Annotated in this window: 19 protein-coding genes; 11 read left to right on the plus strand and 8 right to left on the minus strand. The window is 57.4% G+C overall.

Translation table 11 applies throughout. The features are described 5' to 3' along the window. The first annotated feature begins 64 nt into the window (after positions 1-64). The 11 genes from EAH78_RS06920 to EAH78_RS06975 all read left to right on the plus strand — a co-directional run bounded on the left by EAH78_RS06920 (position 65) and on the right by EAH78_RS06975 (position 8795). Complete coding sequence (locus EAH78_RS06920; protein ID WP_140666915.1) at positions 65-745, plus strand: DUF3313 domain-containing protein; 681 nt, start codon at positions 65-67, stop codon at positions 743-745. 104 nt (positions 746-849) lie between these two features. Continuing rightward, entirely contained in the window at positions 850-1311 is a 462-nt protein-coding gene (locus tag EAH78_RS06925) for a hypothetical protein (RefSeq protein WP_140666917.1), read from the plus strand. 292 nt (positions 1312-1603) lie between these two features. After that, positions 1604-2425, plus strand: coding sequence for a transcriptional regulator (locus EAH78_RS06930; RefSeq protein ID WP_140666918.1), 822 nt, complete (start codon positions 1604-1606; stop codon positions 2423-2425). Then, the gene (locus EAH78_RS06935) at positions 2422-2901 is read left to right on the plus strand and encodes a hypothetical protein (RefSeq protein ID WP_140666920.1); all 480 of its coding nucleotides are present in this window, start codon (positions 2422-2424) and stop codon (positions 2899-2901) included. The genes EAH78_RS06930 and EAH78_RS06935 overlap by 4 nt, the downstream gene beginning before the upstream one ends. Positions 2902-3482: 581 nt before the next feature. After that, on the plus strand, positions 3483-3854 hold the full coding sequence (locus EAH78_RS06945) for a hypothetical protein (RefSeq protein ID WP_140666924.1): 372 nt from the start codon (positions 3483-3485) through the stop codon (positions 3852-3854). Next, positions 3851-4813, plus strand: coding sequence for an AraC family transcriptional regulator (locus EAH78_RS06950; protein WP_140666926.1), 963 nt, complete (start codon positions 3851-3853; stop codon positions 4811-4813). The genes EAH78_RS06945 and EAH78_RS06950 overlap by 4 nt, the downstream gene beginning before the upstream one ends. Before the next feature lie 295 nt (positions 4814-5108). Next, positions 5109-5609 (plus strand): outer membrane beta-barrel protein, encoded by a 501-nt coding sequence (locus tag EAH78_RS06955; RefSeq protein ID WP_140666928.1) that lies wholly within the window; start codon positions 5109-5111, stop codon positions 5607-5609. A gap of 75 nt (positions 5610-5684) precedes the next feature. Beyond that, positions 5685-6173 (plus strand): response regulator, encoded by a 489-nt coding sequence (locus EAH78_RS06960; RefSeq protein ID WP_140666930.1) that lies wholly within the window; start codon positions 5685-5687, stop codon positions 6171-6173. Between the two features lie 86 nt (positions 6174-6259). Continuing rightward, positions 6260-8044 carry a DUF1538 domain-containing protein gene (locus tag EAH78_RS06965; protein WP_140666932.1) on the plus strand — a complete coding sequence of 595 codons (1785 nt, stop codon included), beginning with the start codon at positions 6260-6262 and terminating at the stop codon, positions 8042-8044. Next, positions 8041-8403 (plus strand): P-II family nitrogen regulator, encoded by a 363-nt coding sequence (locus tag EAH78_RS06970; RefSeq protein WP_140666934.1) that lies wholly within the window; start codon positions 8041-8043, stop codon positions 8401-8403. Before EAH78_RS06965 ends, EAH78_RS06970 begins: the two co-directional genes overlap by 4 nt. Further along, positions 8400-8795 carry a hypothetical protein gene (locus EAH78_RS06975; RefSeq protein ID WP_193560072.1) on the plus strand — a complete coding sequence of 132 codons (396 nt, stop codon included), beginning with the start codon at positions 8400-8402 and terminating at the stop codon, positions 8793-8795. Before EAH78_RS06970 ends, EAH78_RS06975 begins: the two co-directional genes overlap by 4 nt. On the opposite strand, the gene EAH78_RS06980 is transcribed toward EAH78_RS06975, so the two are convergent. The 8 genes from EAH78_RS06980 to EAH78_RS07015 all read right to left on the minus strand — a co-directional run bounded on the left by EAH78_RS06980 (position 8788) and on the right by EAH78_RS07015 (position 15724). Beyond that, positions 8788-9126, minus strand: coding sequence for a Rieske (2Fe-2S) protein (locus EAH78_RS06980; RefSeq protein WP_140666936.1), 339 nt, complete (start codon positions 9124-9126; stop codon positions 8788-8790). The two genes, EAH78_RS06975 and EAH78_RS06980, sit on opposite strands and share 8 nt — an antisense overlap. A 2-nt stretch (positions 9127-9128) precedes the next feature. Then, the gene (locus EAH78_RS06985) at positions 9129-9440 is read right to left on the minus strand and encodes a YciI family protein (protein WP_140666938.1); all 312 of its coding nucleotides are present in this window, start codon (positions 9438-9440) and stop codon (positions 9129-9131) included. A gap of 3 nt (positions 9441-9443) precedes the next feature. Next, a complete protein-coding gene (locus EAH78_RS06990) occupies positions 9444-10316 on the minus strand; it encodes a dioxygenase (RefSeq protein ID WP_140666940.1) in 873 nt (290 codons plus the stop codon). Positions 10317-10353: 37 nt separating this feature from the next. After that, positions 10354-11421 (minus strand): maleylacetate reductase, encoded by a 1068-nt coding sequence (locus EAH78_RS06995; protein WP_140666941.1) that lies wholly within the window; start codon positions 11419-11421, stop codon positions 10354-10356. An 8-nt stretch (positions 11422-11429) separates the two neighbouring features. Continuing rightward, positions 11430-12893: an aldehyde dehydrogenase family protein gene (locus tag EAH78_RS07000; RefSeq protein ID WP_140666942.1), complete on the minus strand. Its 1464-nt coding sequence runs from the start codon at positions 12891-12893 to the stop codon at positions 11430-11432. A 90-nt stretch (positions 12894-12983) separates the two neighbouring features. Further along, positions 12984-14003 (minus strand): hydroxyquinol 1,2-dioxygenase, encoded by a 1020-nt coding sequence (locus tag EAH78_RS07005; RefSeq protein WP_140666943.1) that lies wholly within the window; start codon positions 14001-14003, stop codon positions 12984-12986. 48 nt (positions 14004-14051) lie between these two features. Next, entirely contained in the window at positions 14052-14546 is a 495-nt protein-coding gene (locus EAH78_RS07010) for a hydroxyquinol 1,2-dioxygenase (RefSeq protein WP_140666944.1), read from the minus strand. Between the two features lie 248 nt (positions 14547-14794). Beyond that, the gene (locus tag EAH78_RS07015; RefSeq protein ID WP_140666945.1) at positions 14795-15724 is read right to left on the minus strand and encodes a LysR family transcriptional regulator; all 930 of its coding nucleotides are present in this window, start codon (positions 15722-15724) and stop codon (positions 14795-14797) included. Positions 15725-15783: the final 59 nt, after the last annotated feature.

The following is a 15783-nucleotide window of genomic DNA, read 5'->3' on the forward strand; positions in this document are numbered from 1 at the left end:
GGCAGCATCCGCCCCGCTTTGCCGGAACCTGAATGACAACTTTCATCACTTGAGAACAGAACACATGAGCATGTCGAATAAATGGATCGCGGGTATCGCCTTGAGCTGCGTGTTTCAGGTCGGTTGCGTCTCGAAGGTGGCGCAGCAAGAGCAGTATTCGGGCTTCCTGGCCAATTATCAGGGCCTGGAAGAACAAACGACGCCGAGTGAACAGAAGGTGCTGCGCTGGGTGTCGCCCGGGTTTGATCCTCACGCCTATTCCACTGTCGTGTTCAAGGAAGTCGAGCTGTATCCGGCACCGAAACCTACTGAACGCGTCAACCTGAAAACCTTGCAAGATGTACAGACGATGGCCAGCAACAGCATCAAGACAGCATTGGCCCCCTCCTACACCATTGTCTCGAATGCAAAACAGGCACCGGCCGCTTCGCGGACATTGATCCTGCAGGCGGCGATTACCCATGTCAGCGCCAACAACGAGGGCATGCATTGGTATGAGGCCGTTCCAATCGGCGGGATTATCGGCGCCACTCAAGCCGCTACCGGCCATCGCGATCAGACGGCGGAGATGTTTATTGAAGCCGATCTGATCGATGCCAACACCGGTTTAGCGGTCGCCAAGGTGGTCCGCAAGGTGTTCGGCGCGACGTTGAAAAACGCCAGCCAGCCTATCGCCGCCAATGACTTCAAGGCCGCACTCAAAGACGTGACGAATGACATGCACGCGGTGCTGACCAAGCAATAACCCCTGCGGAGTACCCCATTGCGAGTAGACGTGCGTGGGGTTTCAGCGGCTGGCCTGAACAAACCGTCAGGCCACGAAACGACGTTTTACGAGAGTCCGGCTTGATGAAAATACTGACGTTTACCTTATCGGCCCTGGCATTGTTCGCCAGTTCGCAGGCATTGGCGGTGACGGTGGTGCCACTAAAAAGTCAAACTTCCCAAACGATCCAGCAAGACACCAGCGCCTGCCAATCACAGGCCAATGCGCAATTCCCGATCCAAAACACAACGCCCTCCGGCGGTCGGGTAAAAGGCGCGACCAAAGCGGCGGTCGTCGGAGCCACTGCCGCTGAGGTTCGAGGCCGGCAACATGACGACCTCTACGATCAGGTCGACGACGATATCAAGCAAGACTATCGCCAGAACCGTGCGCGCAGCGCCGCCGCGGCCGGCGTGGTGATCGGGGGATCAAGACAACGTCAGGAACGCAGGCAGGACGCTGCCGCCACCGAGCAAAGCGTCACTGCCAACAACTCCGTGTACAGCAGTTGCCTGCAACAGCGTGGCTACAACGTTTTGCCTTGATCCAGGTGCTCCCTGAGGGAGCGCCGGCCTGCCTGTAAAACCTGCCTCGCAGTTTTCGGATAGCGCCGAAGACCCTAATCGAGCATCATCACGGCCCTCGATAGAAACTCCGTGGGTTACCCTTGCCTGATTCCAGTGATGCTTTTTACGCGCTATTCCAGCCGTCGCTAATGGCTCCCTCCGCACCTTCCGCGCTTGTTCGCTCAGCTCCCTGACCCGTAGGGATCGCGTCAAATCCAGCCTATCCAAACCGTCTGTATACTCAGCCAGAACCGCCGAACGGAGGACCCCCATGCGCTACGCCTTCACGTTGAAAAATGGTGCCATGGCCCTTTTCGACCCCGAGACCGCCTTGCTTTCCATCACCACGCCCCATGGCGATGTTCAAAGCTCCACGATTGGCAGAGCTGAATCGCGTCTGCTGGACCTGCTACTGATGGAACCCGGCCAGACCAAAAGCCGTGAGGAGATCATCGACTACACCTGGAATGACCGCGTTGTTGCCTCCGGCAGTTTGAATCAGGCCGTTTTTTCCCTTAGAAACCTGCTTAATGACAGTCGGGATCATGAGATTCTGATGACGGTTCCTCGACGAGGTTATTGTTTCAACCGTCAGTATGTCGTCGATGCACAGACAGACTTGCCGGTGCCTACAGAGGAAACCGCGCAACGTTCTGCGCCCATTGTTGAAGAGCCTGCGCCTGCAGAAAATGAGCCTGTCCCGCTACGGCTTGGTAAAACCACACAATCGACTTACATGACCAAGGCTCTGTCAGTCGCTTATGTCCTGACCTTGGGCGTCTGCGCATTTGCTGGTTTCCACTCTGATTTCGACAAACGAAAGGTAGAGGTTTCCAGCGTCAAACAGAACGACCTGACAATCCATGCAGTCGGCAATAGCGTCGCTGAAGCTGAATCTTTGAGAGATCTTTCGGCTAAACAGGTGCAACAGGCGTCGCTGAACTTGAAAGGTCAGGTCTGGCTGAATCTATTCAAGTCAAACTATTCCGTTTCGTGCATTCGCCCGGATGAAAGCACTGTAAATCTGCAATTAAATAGCGATCAAAAAGACCTCGCATTGATGATCCGACAATGCCTGGAGACAACCCTATGAAGTCAATACCGCCGTTTGCGCACTGGACAGTGCTGGCTATCATCAACGCCGTTTGCATTTTCTCCCTGTTTTATTCGCCATCCTATTACATGGAAAATACCAGCTATCAAACCATTACCCGTCAATGGCTGGAAGATCTGAATCAGCTCAATACCGAAGAGTATCTGACCATTGGCCACGGTCGACTGACGCAAACGACTCTGGAGAGTCTGAACGGCAAAAGCCGTAACGCTACGATTACGGCGGACATCATTCGCGAAAGTAAACATCACGTTCAGATCAAAATAAGCAACGTCAAACTCAGCCAGGACTCCGAACTTTTTGCCATTGAAAAGACGCCTGATCTTTTTTTCAGACGCCAATATGTTCTGCAAGAAGGTGCGGTTCTGAACTACGAATTGATCCCTACCAATGATAAAAAAGCGGTGTGTTTTTATGTGCATGATCTTGGACGTCTGCGCTGCATGAATCACTGAGCCCGCTGAAACCGGGTCAATAATAAAAATAATAATTACTAATTTGTATCAAGCGCCCCTCCCCTTCAAAGTCCCTTCTCTATGGCTTTCGGAGCCGCGCCTGCTGTTAATCAGCAAAAACGGCTCTGGGCTTATCCCGAAACATACATTTTTGCGAGCCGTCATACCGATGATGACCAAGATGCTGGCAGTCCTGTCTCTAGCGGCATTGCCCTTTCATTCAGTGGCACATGATGAATACTCCAACGGCAGCACGGAGATTGATTTCTACTCGATAGAATTGAGTCCGAATGAAAAGCTGAAATTGTCGCATCTACAGATTTATACCCAGAATGAATCTCATGACGACAAAGCGGCAAACGACAACTCCCTACCGCCTCCTCCACACTACGTTATCAATGACGACCCTTCTCTGATCCCGCTTTGATAATTGTTTTCGCAGAGTGCCTGACCATGGGCAATATGAGTTTTTGACTTTAATCAGCACCGCTGGCGCGTGATCATCCACCGACCAAGCCGTGAGCGTAATGCGGTTGCCACCAGGCTCTGACTGAAAAATCATTAACAAGGAAAGCACGTCAATGCAGCTTAAAAACTTCGCAACCGTTTCGTTTGGTGTATTGCTTTCTCTCAAGGCCATGGCCTATGACAAGGAAGTTTATCGTGCCGAGATGACGCGTGTTGAAAGCAACAAGAAGACGCTGGACGATGAACACTCTCGTTACAAGATTTGCACAGACTATCGAGTCGACGATTTTTTTGCCTTTGATGCCGCCGCCATCGGCCCGGCAAGTGAAACATCGGCCATCTTCGGCTCGAAGATAGCGCCCTGTAAACTTCAGAGCCTGGTGGATTCACCCCTGAGCGACGCGTACGTTTTTTCCGCGTCGCTGGAGCTTATGCCGGCATTGCCTGGCACCTTCCATTTAGCTGAAGAGCCTTCAATTCCATGAACATCCCTGATGAAGTCTTTCATATAACCGCTGCGCCTGCGGACAACGCCAACAGAACCATTGGCCGATGGGAAATGAACCTCATCACATCGGAACATGAGGCGAACATTCGGCAGCACAAGCTCATGCACAGCCCCAGAGTGCAATGCAGTCGACTGGAGTTTGATTCGGCTGTCACGATGATCAGCGCTGTTCCTCATGGCTGTGTGAGCTTCGCCATTTCACAGACGTCCGTTGGCCGCCCTATCGTCAATGATCATGAACTGCGCCCTAACGAAATCATTGCGCTGCACAGCGATGAACCCGTGCATTACACCTGCGAGCCGAATGAAACGCTGTTCACCCTGACCACGACGCTGGAGCACTACGCCCAGTGTGTCGAAAATCATCCTGCTGTCGACGTATTGGCCAATCGAAAGGAACAGCGCTTTCAGGTAGCCAATTTCAAATTAATACAATCTGCCATTCAAGCCATCAGCGCTTGCGCTGTCGACGTCAAAGCCCCCTCTTTAGAACCGCGTGGCAGTTCAAAAGCTTCAGGCATTGAAAGTGCACTGCTGACTTCATTGCTACGTGCACTGACGCCGGTTGGGCGTTCCGCGCTTAAAATCCCAACGAGAAGAAAGGTTGCGCTAGAAGCAATCGAATACATCCACGCCAATGCAAAAAAAGCGCTGTGCATGAAAGCGCTGGTCAAACAACTCAGCACGACGACTCGCACGTTGCATCATGGTTTCGTCGAAACGTTCGGCGTGACGCCGATTGCCTACATCAGGAATGTAAGGCTCGCCAATGTTCGCCGAGACTTGATCCGCAACACCTGGCCAACCGTCACTGAAACGGCAATGTATTGGAACTTCCATCACCTGAGCAGGTTTTCCAAGGCGTATCACGACGCTTATGGGGAAGTGCCCTCGGAAACCGCCCGGCGCCACTCAACAAAGCTGCAACTTCGATAAGCACCTGACCCAAAAATAACAATCATTAATTTTCCTTCGCCAAGTCAAATGGCCAACATTGCTTATTTCTCACTCGAAGGGACAAACATGCGCTATCGATTGAATTCATTACCGCTCAAACAGAAGATTTTCTTTTGCCTGGCTGCGTATTTATGTGGCGTGGCGTTGGCCTGGCTGATTGACGGCTTATAACGCGCACAAAATATCAATCATTGATTTCTATCAACCTTCGCGATCACTCAAATTCTTAGCGTTCACCTCACCACCGACAACCTGTAGAAGGACTTCACCTCACATGTTATTTCGAAACCTTGGCTTCGTTTCGCTGCTTTCGTTACTGTCTTTTCAGGCATTTGCGGATGACAAAGGGTTGTATCTTGGCGCTGGCGTCAGCAGCATTGAAGCCGACAAATCCCAGCTGAGCGGTGACGACACCAGCTATAAGGTTTTTGCAGGCTATCGTCTCAACAGTTATCTGGCGTTCGAAGGTGCCTTTGTTGATCTCGGGCAGTTCGAGGACAAGAATCTTGATTTCGATGGCAAATCAGTTCAGGCCGCTACTCATATTGGATTTCCAATAGGAGATCGCCTGCGAGTGTTCGGTAGTGTCGGTGCCCATGCTTGGGATGCGGACGGTAATGCCAGCGATGACGACACTGGCGTGGACCTGACTTACGGTGCCGGTGTTGAATTTGATGTATTCCGCAATATTGGTATCCGTGCCGAATATGAAGTACTGCAAGTCGGTGAAATCGATCTGAATCAAACAACGGCCTCTGCTTACATTCTCTGGTAATGCGCAGTTGAATTGAGCGGCCGTGCTGGTCGCTCAATTCAAACCCTCGAAACCCTCTTCCCTACCAAGAAGCCGATGATCGACTACGACCTTTTAAGTGACGCCGAGCGAGCGGCAATCAACGCCGCCATTCAGGGCCCGGGATTGCCACTTCAAACAGCCTTGATCGTCGATGACGACGACGCTACACGTGAGTTACTGGCCGAAATTCTCCAGGTCAACGGCATCGCGTGTGTGACGGCTGACAGTGTTGCCGAGGCTCTGTGTTTGTTGGAAATCGACAGTTCAATCGGGCTGGTGATTACTAACCTGAATATGTACCCGCTCAATGGCCTGGCGTTGATTCGCAAGATCCGAAAGTCGGAGTGGGCGGACCTGCCCGTTGTCATCGTTTCCGCAGATGCAGAGGTTCGAGATGCCATCGAGGCCATGCATTTGAATGTGGTCGATTTTCTGTTGAAGCCTATTGATGCCTACGAGTTGATCAATCTGGTTCAGTTGGAACTGGGTTTAAAGGGGAACGGGTTCACATCGGCTCACTCCTCAACTCCACTGCTACGCTGATGACTCAACGGAGGGCAGAAAAGTCGCAACAATTCGAGACCGCCTGATGGTCGAACACCCGTAGATCAACCTCAACAGATGACTCTATGAAAGACACCATTCGCTACGCCGAATACTTGCATAAGATCGGAGCGGGTCGCCGCGAAATACCCATGCGTGAACTGGTGTCCGCACCGGTTCGCGATGCCGATGGCCACTGGCAGGCCGCCCCCCACAAAGCGGTGAAATTACATGGAGGCGAGATCGCCGCCATCCTCAAGCCCTATCTCAATGTCCGTTTCATGGAGCAGCTTCGCGCCGTGGTGCCGCTGGCCCTGTACCTGGTGCTGTTTCAGATCATCATCCTGCGCCAGTTGGTCGAGGACTCGGTGCTTGTCACGGCCGGCCTGTTCGCCGTCATCGTCGGACTGATGCTGTTCATGGAAGGCCTGAAACTTGGCCTGATGCCTTTCGGCGAAATCATCGGCAGCAACCTTCCACGCAAGTTATCCCTGCCGGTGGTGTTGCTGGTGACCCTGTTGTTGGGCATTGGGGTAACCTTCGCCGAGCCCGCCATTGGCGCGCTGCGCGCCGCCGGGCAGAACGTTTCTTCAGAGCGCGCGCCCTACCTCTGGGCGATCCTCAATCAGTGGACCGGCGCACTGGTTCTGGTGGTGGGGGCCAGCGTCGGCCTGGCCGCGGTCATCGGCACGCTGCGCTTCCTCTACGGCTGGAGCCTGAAGCCGTTGATCTATTTATCACTGGCGCCCGTGCTGCTGCTGACGGTGTACATGAGCAGTGATCCTGAGCTGGCAAAGATTATCGGCCTGGCCTGGGATGCCGGCGCGGTCACCACCGGGCCGGTCACTGTCCCGCTGGTGCTGGCGTTGGGCATCGGCATCGCAGCGGCTGCCGGCAAGGGCGGTTCCGGGCTGTCCGGGTTCGGTATTGTCACCCTCGCCTCATTGTTTCCCGTCATCGGCGTCATGCTGCTGGGCCTGTATGTGTCTGCCATCTCCTCGCCGGCAGACATCATCGCCGCGGCGCAGGCGGCGGCCAGCGCCGGACAACTGGCGGCTGACTGGTACACGGTCAGCCCCGGACTGGAGATCGTTTCCGGACTGCGGGCCATCGTGCCACTGGTGATTTTCCTGCTGATCGTACTGAGACTGCTGCTGCGGCAAAGCCTGCCACGGCGCGGCGAGATTTTCCTCGGCATCGCCCTGACCGTGGTGGGCATGTGCCTGTTCAATCTCGGCCTGACCTACGGTCTGTCGAAGTTGGGCGGGAGTGCCGGTTCGCTGATTCCAGCGGCCTTCATGCAGACGCCGGGCGCGGACGACTCCCCGCTCTACCGGTATGAGGTGGGGTTGGTAGTGGCACTGGTGTTCGCCTGGGTGCTCGGGTACGGGGCGACCGTCGCCGAACCCGCGCTGAATGCGCTCGGCGTCACCGCCGAGACGCTGACCAACGGTTTTATCCGCAAGCGCGGCCTTATCCGTGCGGTATCGATAGGTGTCGCCTGCGGCATTGCCCTGGGTGTGGCCAAGTTGGTGTTCGGCCTGCCACTGGTCTGGCTGGTGGTACCGCCCTACTTGCTCGCGGTGGTACTGACGATTTTTTCGACCGAAGAGTTCGTCAACGTGGCCTGGGATAGCGCGGGTGTCACCACGGGGCCAATCACCGTTCCGCTCGTTCTGGCCATGGGGTTGGGACTGGGCAATGCGACCAACGCCGTCGAGGGTTTCGGCATTCTTTGCATGGCCTCCGTCGGCCCGGTCATCAGCGTCATGCTCCTCGGGCACTGGGCGCGTTTCCAGTTGTGGAGACAGACAAAGGCCGCCGCAGAACAACCTGCGAAGCAATTTTTGGACACGGGAGAAGCAGGATGAAAGCTGAAGGAATTACCTACCTCACTGACGTTGCACTGATCACCTGCATTGTTCCCGTCGGGCGCGCCGATCTGGTGATCCGGGCGGCCCAGGGCATGGGCGCGCCGGGCGCCATTGTCTACCACGCCAGCGGGATTGGCCCCCGTGAGCGGCTCGGCCTGCTGAGCATCGCCATCGACGCGGAGAAGGAAGTGGTGAGCCTGCTGGTCGCTGCCGACTACCAGGACGCGGTACTCGAGGCGATCTATCACGCGGCCAATTTGAATGTTCCCGGCGCTGGAATGATCTATGCGACCCCCGTGGAAAAAGTCGCGACCTACATCCCCCGCGAGATGCTGAAACAGGAGAATCCCTCGTGAGTCTGGCGGTCGCGGGCGTACCGGGTGGGGCTGCAAAACTCATTACCTGCGTGTTGCCCGACGATGGCACCGAGCGCACGCTGCTGCAGCTATTGCGAGAGACGCATGGCATTACCCGGGCGGACAGCGTTAATTGCCGTGGCGTGGCCATACTGCAGGCCGCCAAAGCTCCCCGCTACGAAGTGCCAGAGGCGGTGCTCACCCGGATGGTTAATGTGGTGGTAGATGTAGCTCAGGCAGAAGAGGTGTTCGACTTTATTTGTGTAAACGCCAGGTTGGCCGAGCCTGGCAGAGGGTTGATGTACATGTCGGCGTTAAATTTCGCTATGGCATTGGCGATGCCTGAGGGGGTAGCGCAAGAGCACGAGGAGAAGCCGGCAGCGCTCAGTTGACGTCCATGACCACTCGGTTGTCGACCCATCGCACAGGCACTGGCTCCAACTGCGCGCCCTTGCAGGGTCCGTCGATACAGTGCCCGTTTTCAAAAAGAAACATCGCGCTGTGGTGCGCGCACATCAAGACCTTGCCACGATACGTGCAAAACTCCTGCGGGCGATAATCCAAGGGCACCGAAAAATGCGGACAACGGTTGATGTAGACCCACACCTGCCGGCCTTGCCGCACCGCCACCAGGCCGGCGGGATGCAGTTGCTGATGCTGCGGCAGGCCGAGGGCGCCGCCGTCGGCGATGTCGTCCAGTTGGCACAACGTGATCGTGGTCATGCTCAGCCACGCAATTCCGGATTGCCGAGGCTCCAGTACCACGGACGGATCTGGATGCTCGCAAACAACCCGGCCTGTACGTACGGATCGTCCTGAACGAACGCCTCCACTTCCGGCAAGCTGTGCGCCTCGATCACCAGCAACGTGCCATTCATCGCCACACCGGCCTCATCGAGGGTCGGACCGCCGAACCGCACGACCACGCGATGGCGCTCGGTCGCGCGTAAATGCGCTTGATGGCTGGGTCGCAAACGCTGACGCAAGGCCAACGAATCCGGATGATCTGTGGCAAACACCGCAAAAAACTGGCCCATGCTTCACTCGGCTTCCATCACAAATTCGTAGCACGCGCGTTTGAACGGCACGTCCATACCCAGTCTGGCCGACACATCGTCGTGGTTGATCCGGTCTTCGTAGATCACCTGCAATGACTGTTTGACGCCGAACACCGCATCGGACGCCAGATAGGGGTCATCGTGATTGAACAGGTGCGTGACCAGTTTGCGATAGCCGGGCACCTCAATCATGAAATGCAAGTGCGCGGGCCGCCACGCATGACGGCTGGCCGCATCGAGCATACGCCCCACCGGTCCATCAGTCGGTATCGGGTAAGCCACCGGGACAATCGTGCGAATTGCAAAACAGCCGTCCGCGTCGGTGCGATAGCGACCGCGCAGATTACCGAACGGCTGCTCGGTGTCCTGACCGGAATACATGCCGTTCTCGGCGGTCTGCCAGACATCGAGCACCGCACCGGCCAAGGCATTGCCATGCACATCGACCACGCGGCCACGCACCAGCGCGGTCTCACCTGGGGTGAAGGCCATGTTTTCTCCAAAAGCGCGATCAGGCATGCCGTCGATGTAGAACGGCCCGAACACCGTGGTCTCGGTCGCCGTTGCGCTGTGCCTGTGGTTGATCGCATCCACCAGCATCGACACACCGAGGGTGTCCGACAGCAGAATGAATTCCTGACGCACCAGACCGTCGCATTTATGCCCGGTCTCGGTCAGGAAGCGGATGCCTTCAAACCATTCCTGTTCGGTCAATTCGACCTCGCTGACAAAGGCGTGCAGATGCCGCGTCAGGCTTTGCATGATCTGTTTGTAACGCGCATTGGGCGCGTCGTTGAAACTGCTCACGGCTTGCGCGGAAATCAGCGATTCCGTAGCTTTGTCTTGATCGGTCATTGTTGTTATTCCGATGAGAATGGTCATGGCTGGACTGTCAGGCTGGCGCCAGCCCTTGCATGGCGCGGGTCAACAGCGCTTCGATCGGGCCTTGTTCAAATGGCCGTGGATTGTAATAAGGACTGGCACAGGCGATTTTCGCCGCTTCATCCGGACCGTTTGCGGGGAAGCCGATGTCCGCCAATGCCAGTGGAATACCCAGCTTCTGGTTCAGCGCATACAGCAAGGCGCCGACTTCACTGGAGTCGCTGCCACCCAGTGCGCGAGCGGCACGTTGCAACGGCCCCGCCGCTGCCTCGCGGTTGTAATGCGCGGCGTGCGGCAGAACGATGGCATGGGCCTGGGCGTGAGGCAGATTGAAGGTCCCGCCCAAGGTGTGGCAAAGCTTGTGGTGCAAGGCCATGCCGACCGAGCCCAGGCAAATGCCCGCCAGCCACGCGCCGTACAACGCCTGGCTGCGGGCCTCGGCGTCATTGGGATCCTTGACCACGCCCGGCAATGCCTGCGCCAGCGAGCGGATCGATTCTTCGGCCATGAAACCGATAATCGGATTGGCCTCCTGGGCATACAGCGCCTCAACCGCGTGGGCCATGGCGTTCATGCCTGAGCAGGCCGAGATTTGCGCCGGCAGGGTCAGGGTCAATTGCGGATCGTAGATCACCGTCTTTGGCAAAACCCTCGGATCACGTCCGGTTTTTTTCAGGCGGTTCTCGGTCAGCCCGTAGATCGGCGTCATCTCCGAACCGGCGTAAGTGGTCGGCACTGCGACGATAGGCAGACCGGAATCCATGGCAATCGCCTTGCCCAGACCGATGGTCGAACCACCGCCGATGGCCACGCAGCAATCGGCATCCAGACGCGCTGCTTCAACCCGCGCCGCCTGCGCCACTTCCAATGGAACGTGCATCACCGCTTTGGCATAAACCCCCGCAGCGCGGTCACCGAGCAACGCGGCGACCCGTTCGCCCAGACCTTGCTGTTCAGGGGTGGTGAGGATCAACGCTCGCCGCGCGCCTAGCCGTTCGATTTCTTCAGCCAGCGCCGAGAGTTTGCCCCAGCCGAACACCACGCGGGTCGGCAGGCTTTGGTAGATAAATGGATTCATGACAAGCCTCAGCGTTTGAAGTGTGGCGGGATTTTCGCGTCGACGTTGACCCACACCGAACGGGCTTCGGTGTAGTCGTGGATCGCTTCAAATCCCATCTCACGGCCGTAACCGGACTGACCGACGCCACCAAACGGGCTGCCAGGGCTGACGCGTTTGTAGCAGTTGATCCAGCACATGCCGGCATGAATGGCGTCTGCCATTTTGTGTGCGCGGCTGAGGTTCTGCGTCCACAGGCCGCTGCCCAGTCCGTACTCGCTGCTGTTAGCGATGGCGAGGGCTTCTTCGTCAGTGCTGAAACGCACCACGGTGACAAACGGGCCGAACACTTCTTCCTGACACACCCGATCACTCGGCTTGGCCTCGACAATCGTCGGTTCGACATAAAAACCCTTGGCCAGGGCCTTGTCGTCCGGCGCCTTGCCACCGGCGAGAATCTTGCCGCCCTGCTCGATGGCAATATCGATGTAGGCCATCACGCGGTCGCGGTGCAGCGCCGAGGTCAGCGGGCCCATTTCGGTTTCCGGGTCCATCGGGTCGCCAAGGCGAATGGATTTGGCCAAGGCGATGAAGCGTTCAAGGAATTGATCAGCGATGTCCTTGTGCAGAATCAAACGCGAACCGGCGATGCACGCCTGGCCCTGGTTGTGAAAGATCGCCCAGGCCGCGCCATTCACGGCCGCTTCCAGGTTGGCGTCTTCGAAAACGATGTTGGCCCCCTTCCCGCCCAGTTCCAGCTGGATGCGCTTGAGGTTGCTCTTCGACGCTTCAACGATCCGCCGCCCGGTGGCGGTTGAACCGGTGAAGGCAATCTTGCCCACGTCGAGGTGTTCCGCCAGCGCTTGCCCGGCGGTGTGGCCGTAACCCGGCACCACGTTGACCACGCCTTTGGGGAAACCGACTTCGGTCATCAACTCAACGATGCGCAAGGTCGACAACGGGGTGATTTCCGAAGGTTTGATCACGATGGTGTTGCCCGCTGCGAGTGCCGGGCCCATTTTCCAACTGGTGAACATCAGCGGAAAGTTCCATGGCACGATCTGCCCGACCACACCGATCGGCTTGCGCTGCACATAATTGAGGAACCCGGCTTCGACCGGAATCACCGCGCCTTCGATCTTGTCGGCCATGCCGCCGAAGTAGCGGAAGCAAGCGGCGGTACGTGGCACGTCGAGGCCGCGGGAATCGCGAATCGGATGCCCGGTGTTCAGGGATTCGAGCTGCGCCAGTTCTTCGCTGCACGCTTCGATCTTGTCTGCGAGTTTGAGCAACAGGCGTCCACGCTCGGCCGCGCCCAGCGCCGACCAGGCCGGGAACGCGCGTTTGGCCGCAGCGACAGCGAGGTCGATATCAGCGGCTTCAGCAGCGGCAATGCGGGTGATCAACGAGCCGTCATGGGGCGACACCACGTCGATGGTGCCACCGGCGACCGCATCGACGAAGCGGCCATCGATATAGAGCTGATTTTGCATAATGGTTTCCTCGCACCGCGCCTATCGCGCAGTGTCTGACTGAATGGCTGGAAGCATGGCCCGACGTGATGCCGGGCAAGACACGGGGTCTTAGAACTCGATCGGGTACGGCTTGAGCTCGCCGCTTTCGTAACGTTGCGGCAGGTTCGGCGTGGCGTTTTCCCAGACCAGCAGCATTGAGCGTTTGGTCGAGTAGCCCTGGTGGCGGATGTCGGCGGGCATGGCGCAGATGTCTCCCGCACGCATGGTGATCCGGGCGCGGGGATTGCCGTCGTCCTTGTCGCCGACGTCCCAGATGATCTCGTCGGACATTTGCAGGAACCACTCGACCCGGTCATTGCCATGGAACACCGGCAGGATGAATTCTTCGGTGGTTGGGCAGAACAGGCTGGCCTTGCACACCGAAGTCACCGAAGGGTTCCAGGTCACGTCGGAGCGCGACAGGTACTTGTGCAGGTTGAACGCATGCAGCTCACCTTCGAAACCTTCGGCGGCGTGGATCTGCGGTTCGTCCTGCGGCACGTCGATGAACTGGCGATTGACCGGCAGATCATTGCGCAGCGGCGAATCGTCCGGCAGGCCCGGCATGCGTTTAGTGGCGATGCGGAACCGTTCGATGGCTTCGATGTTGTCACCGTTCTTGCGGCCGAACGCGCTGCCGGTCTCTTCCGGTGCAGCGAACGGGTCGAACGTGGCGTTGGTCCAGTCGCGCAGGATGGCCTTGAAGGTGGCCATGATCAGCGGCGTTTCGAAATTTTCGATGTAGTTGACGCCTGCGGCCTTCAGCGTGCCATTGAAAGTACCGGCGTACAGGTCGACTTTGCCGTAGTAATTGCGGGTGCCGATGACCTGGTCGAAGTTGACCCAGCCGTAGAAAAACCCCCAGGCCACGTCGCGCATCATGGCGCGCAGGAACGCATCGACCGGAATCAGGTGCGAGCGGGTCTGACCTTTGGCGGGCCAGGTGATGCGGGCGAAATACTCGTCGCGCGACAGTTCGAAGGCGCCGAGTTTGAATGAGCGGTAGCCGGTTACGGCGTGGGCCGCGCTGGCCTGGACGTCATCGTCGGCAAACAGGGCGGTATCGGCGGCGGTTTCAAGCATGGCCATGGCGGGTTTCCTCTTGTTGTTGTGGGATGGGCGGTCGGGCTCGGCAGATCACTTGAAGCAGATGTCTGCCCACTTCTCGACCGACAACGGGCCTTTGATGGTCTGTTGCAGAATCACACCCGGGCGGCTGGCCTCAAAGCGATACGCGGTGCCCACCGGCAACAGGCATTGATGGCCGCGCTTGAGCAGCACATAACCCATTGGCTTGCCCGCCGGCAGGTCACCGGCCAATTGCGTGCCCTCGCCGGTCTTGAGCGGCGTATCGAGCTTGAGGAAATCCACCCGCACTTCGCCGTCCATGACGATGGCGAACTCGTCGTGCGCTGCGGTGAACCAAGGCGACTGGCCTTCGGCGCGCAAGGTTTCAATCACGTAGCCGAGGTTCAGGCCGACGACGACTTTTTCATATGGAAGGGATTTTTCCGCCACTTCGAAAATGTTCGAAAAGGCGTAGTGGCTGGCCTGGCCGCTGATGATTTCAACCGAACCTTTGCTGTAGTTGTCCAGCGAGCCGAAGACTGTTTCGATTGCCGCGCTACTCATGGTTTTCACCGTTTTGTTGTTGTAGTAACAGTGAGCCAACAGTACGTCGCAGCTGCTCTTGGGACAATTAGAGGACCGGCGACAACAGTGTTCGCGAAACGCAAACATTGGGGTCACTGCAATCCCTGTGGGAGCGAGCTTGCTCGCGATGGGGGACTACTGTTCAACATCAGTGTTGACTGACCCGCCGCTATCGCCAGTTCAAGCTCGCTCCCACAGGTTTTGTATTCAGCCAGCGACCTATATTTTCAGCGCACCCAGCCACGCTCCAGCAAGGGCTTGTCCCAGCATGGCTCATCGCCGAAGTTCTCCACCAGGAAGTCGATCAACGTGCGCACTTTCAAGGCCCGGCGCTGGGTCGCGGGATACACCGCCGAGAAATTGAAGGAGGACAAGGCGTACTCGGGGAGTACCGGAATCAACCGGCCACTGAGCAAATCATCGCTGGCCACCAGCGTCGGCAGGCAGACAATGCACACCCCGGTTTGTGCGTAATCGCGCAGTAAATGCACCGAGTTCGAACGCACTTGCCCCGGCAAGCTCAGCTCTACTTGCTCGTCTTCACGGCTGAAAATCCAGCGGTTGCGCGACGGATAACCCTCGTACAACGCAATTTTGTGTTGCAGCAGTTCCTGGGGATGGGTCGGCACGCCGAACTCGCTGGCGTAATCGGGTGACATGCAGAACAAACGACGCACGCTGAACAGCTTGCGCTCGATCAGCGTCTCGGCCATCGGTGGGAACATCTGGAACGCCACGTCGAAGCCTTCTTCGATGGGATCCACCACGCGGTCGTTGACGATCACGTCGACTTCGATGTCCGGATACAGCCGGGTGAACTCGGCCAACATCCGGCCGAAGTGACCAATGGCAAACCCCGGCAGCATCTGCACCCGAAGTTTGCCGGTGGGCTTGGCCCGCAATTCACGCATGTGCTCGGTCAGCGAGTTGAAACCCGCGACCATGTCGGCGCATTCCTTGTAGTAAGTCTCGCCCACTTCGGAGAGCCGCACATGCCGGGTGCTCCGATGGAACAGCGGCGCGTTGATGAACTGTTCCAGTTGCTGGATACGGTGGGTGATCACCGAGCGGGTCACGCCCAGTTGCTGGGCGGCCTTGGCGAAATTGCCGGTTTCGGCCACCCGCACAAAGGCTTCGACACTGAGTAAACGATCCATGGGGCAGGCTCTCTGGATGTTTTTGTTCTTATAGGAACAGCGAGGTTAGCCTGTCGGCA

This window comes from Pseudomonas arsenicoxydans (assembly GCF_006438915.1).
Classification (GTDB): Bacteria; Pseudomonadota; Gammaproteobacteria; order Pseudomonadales; family Pseudomonadaceae; genus Aquipseudomonas; species Aquipseudomonas arsenicoxydans_A.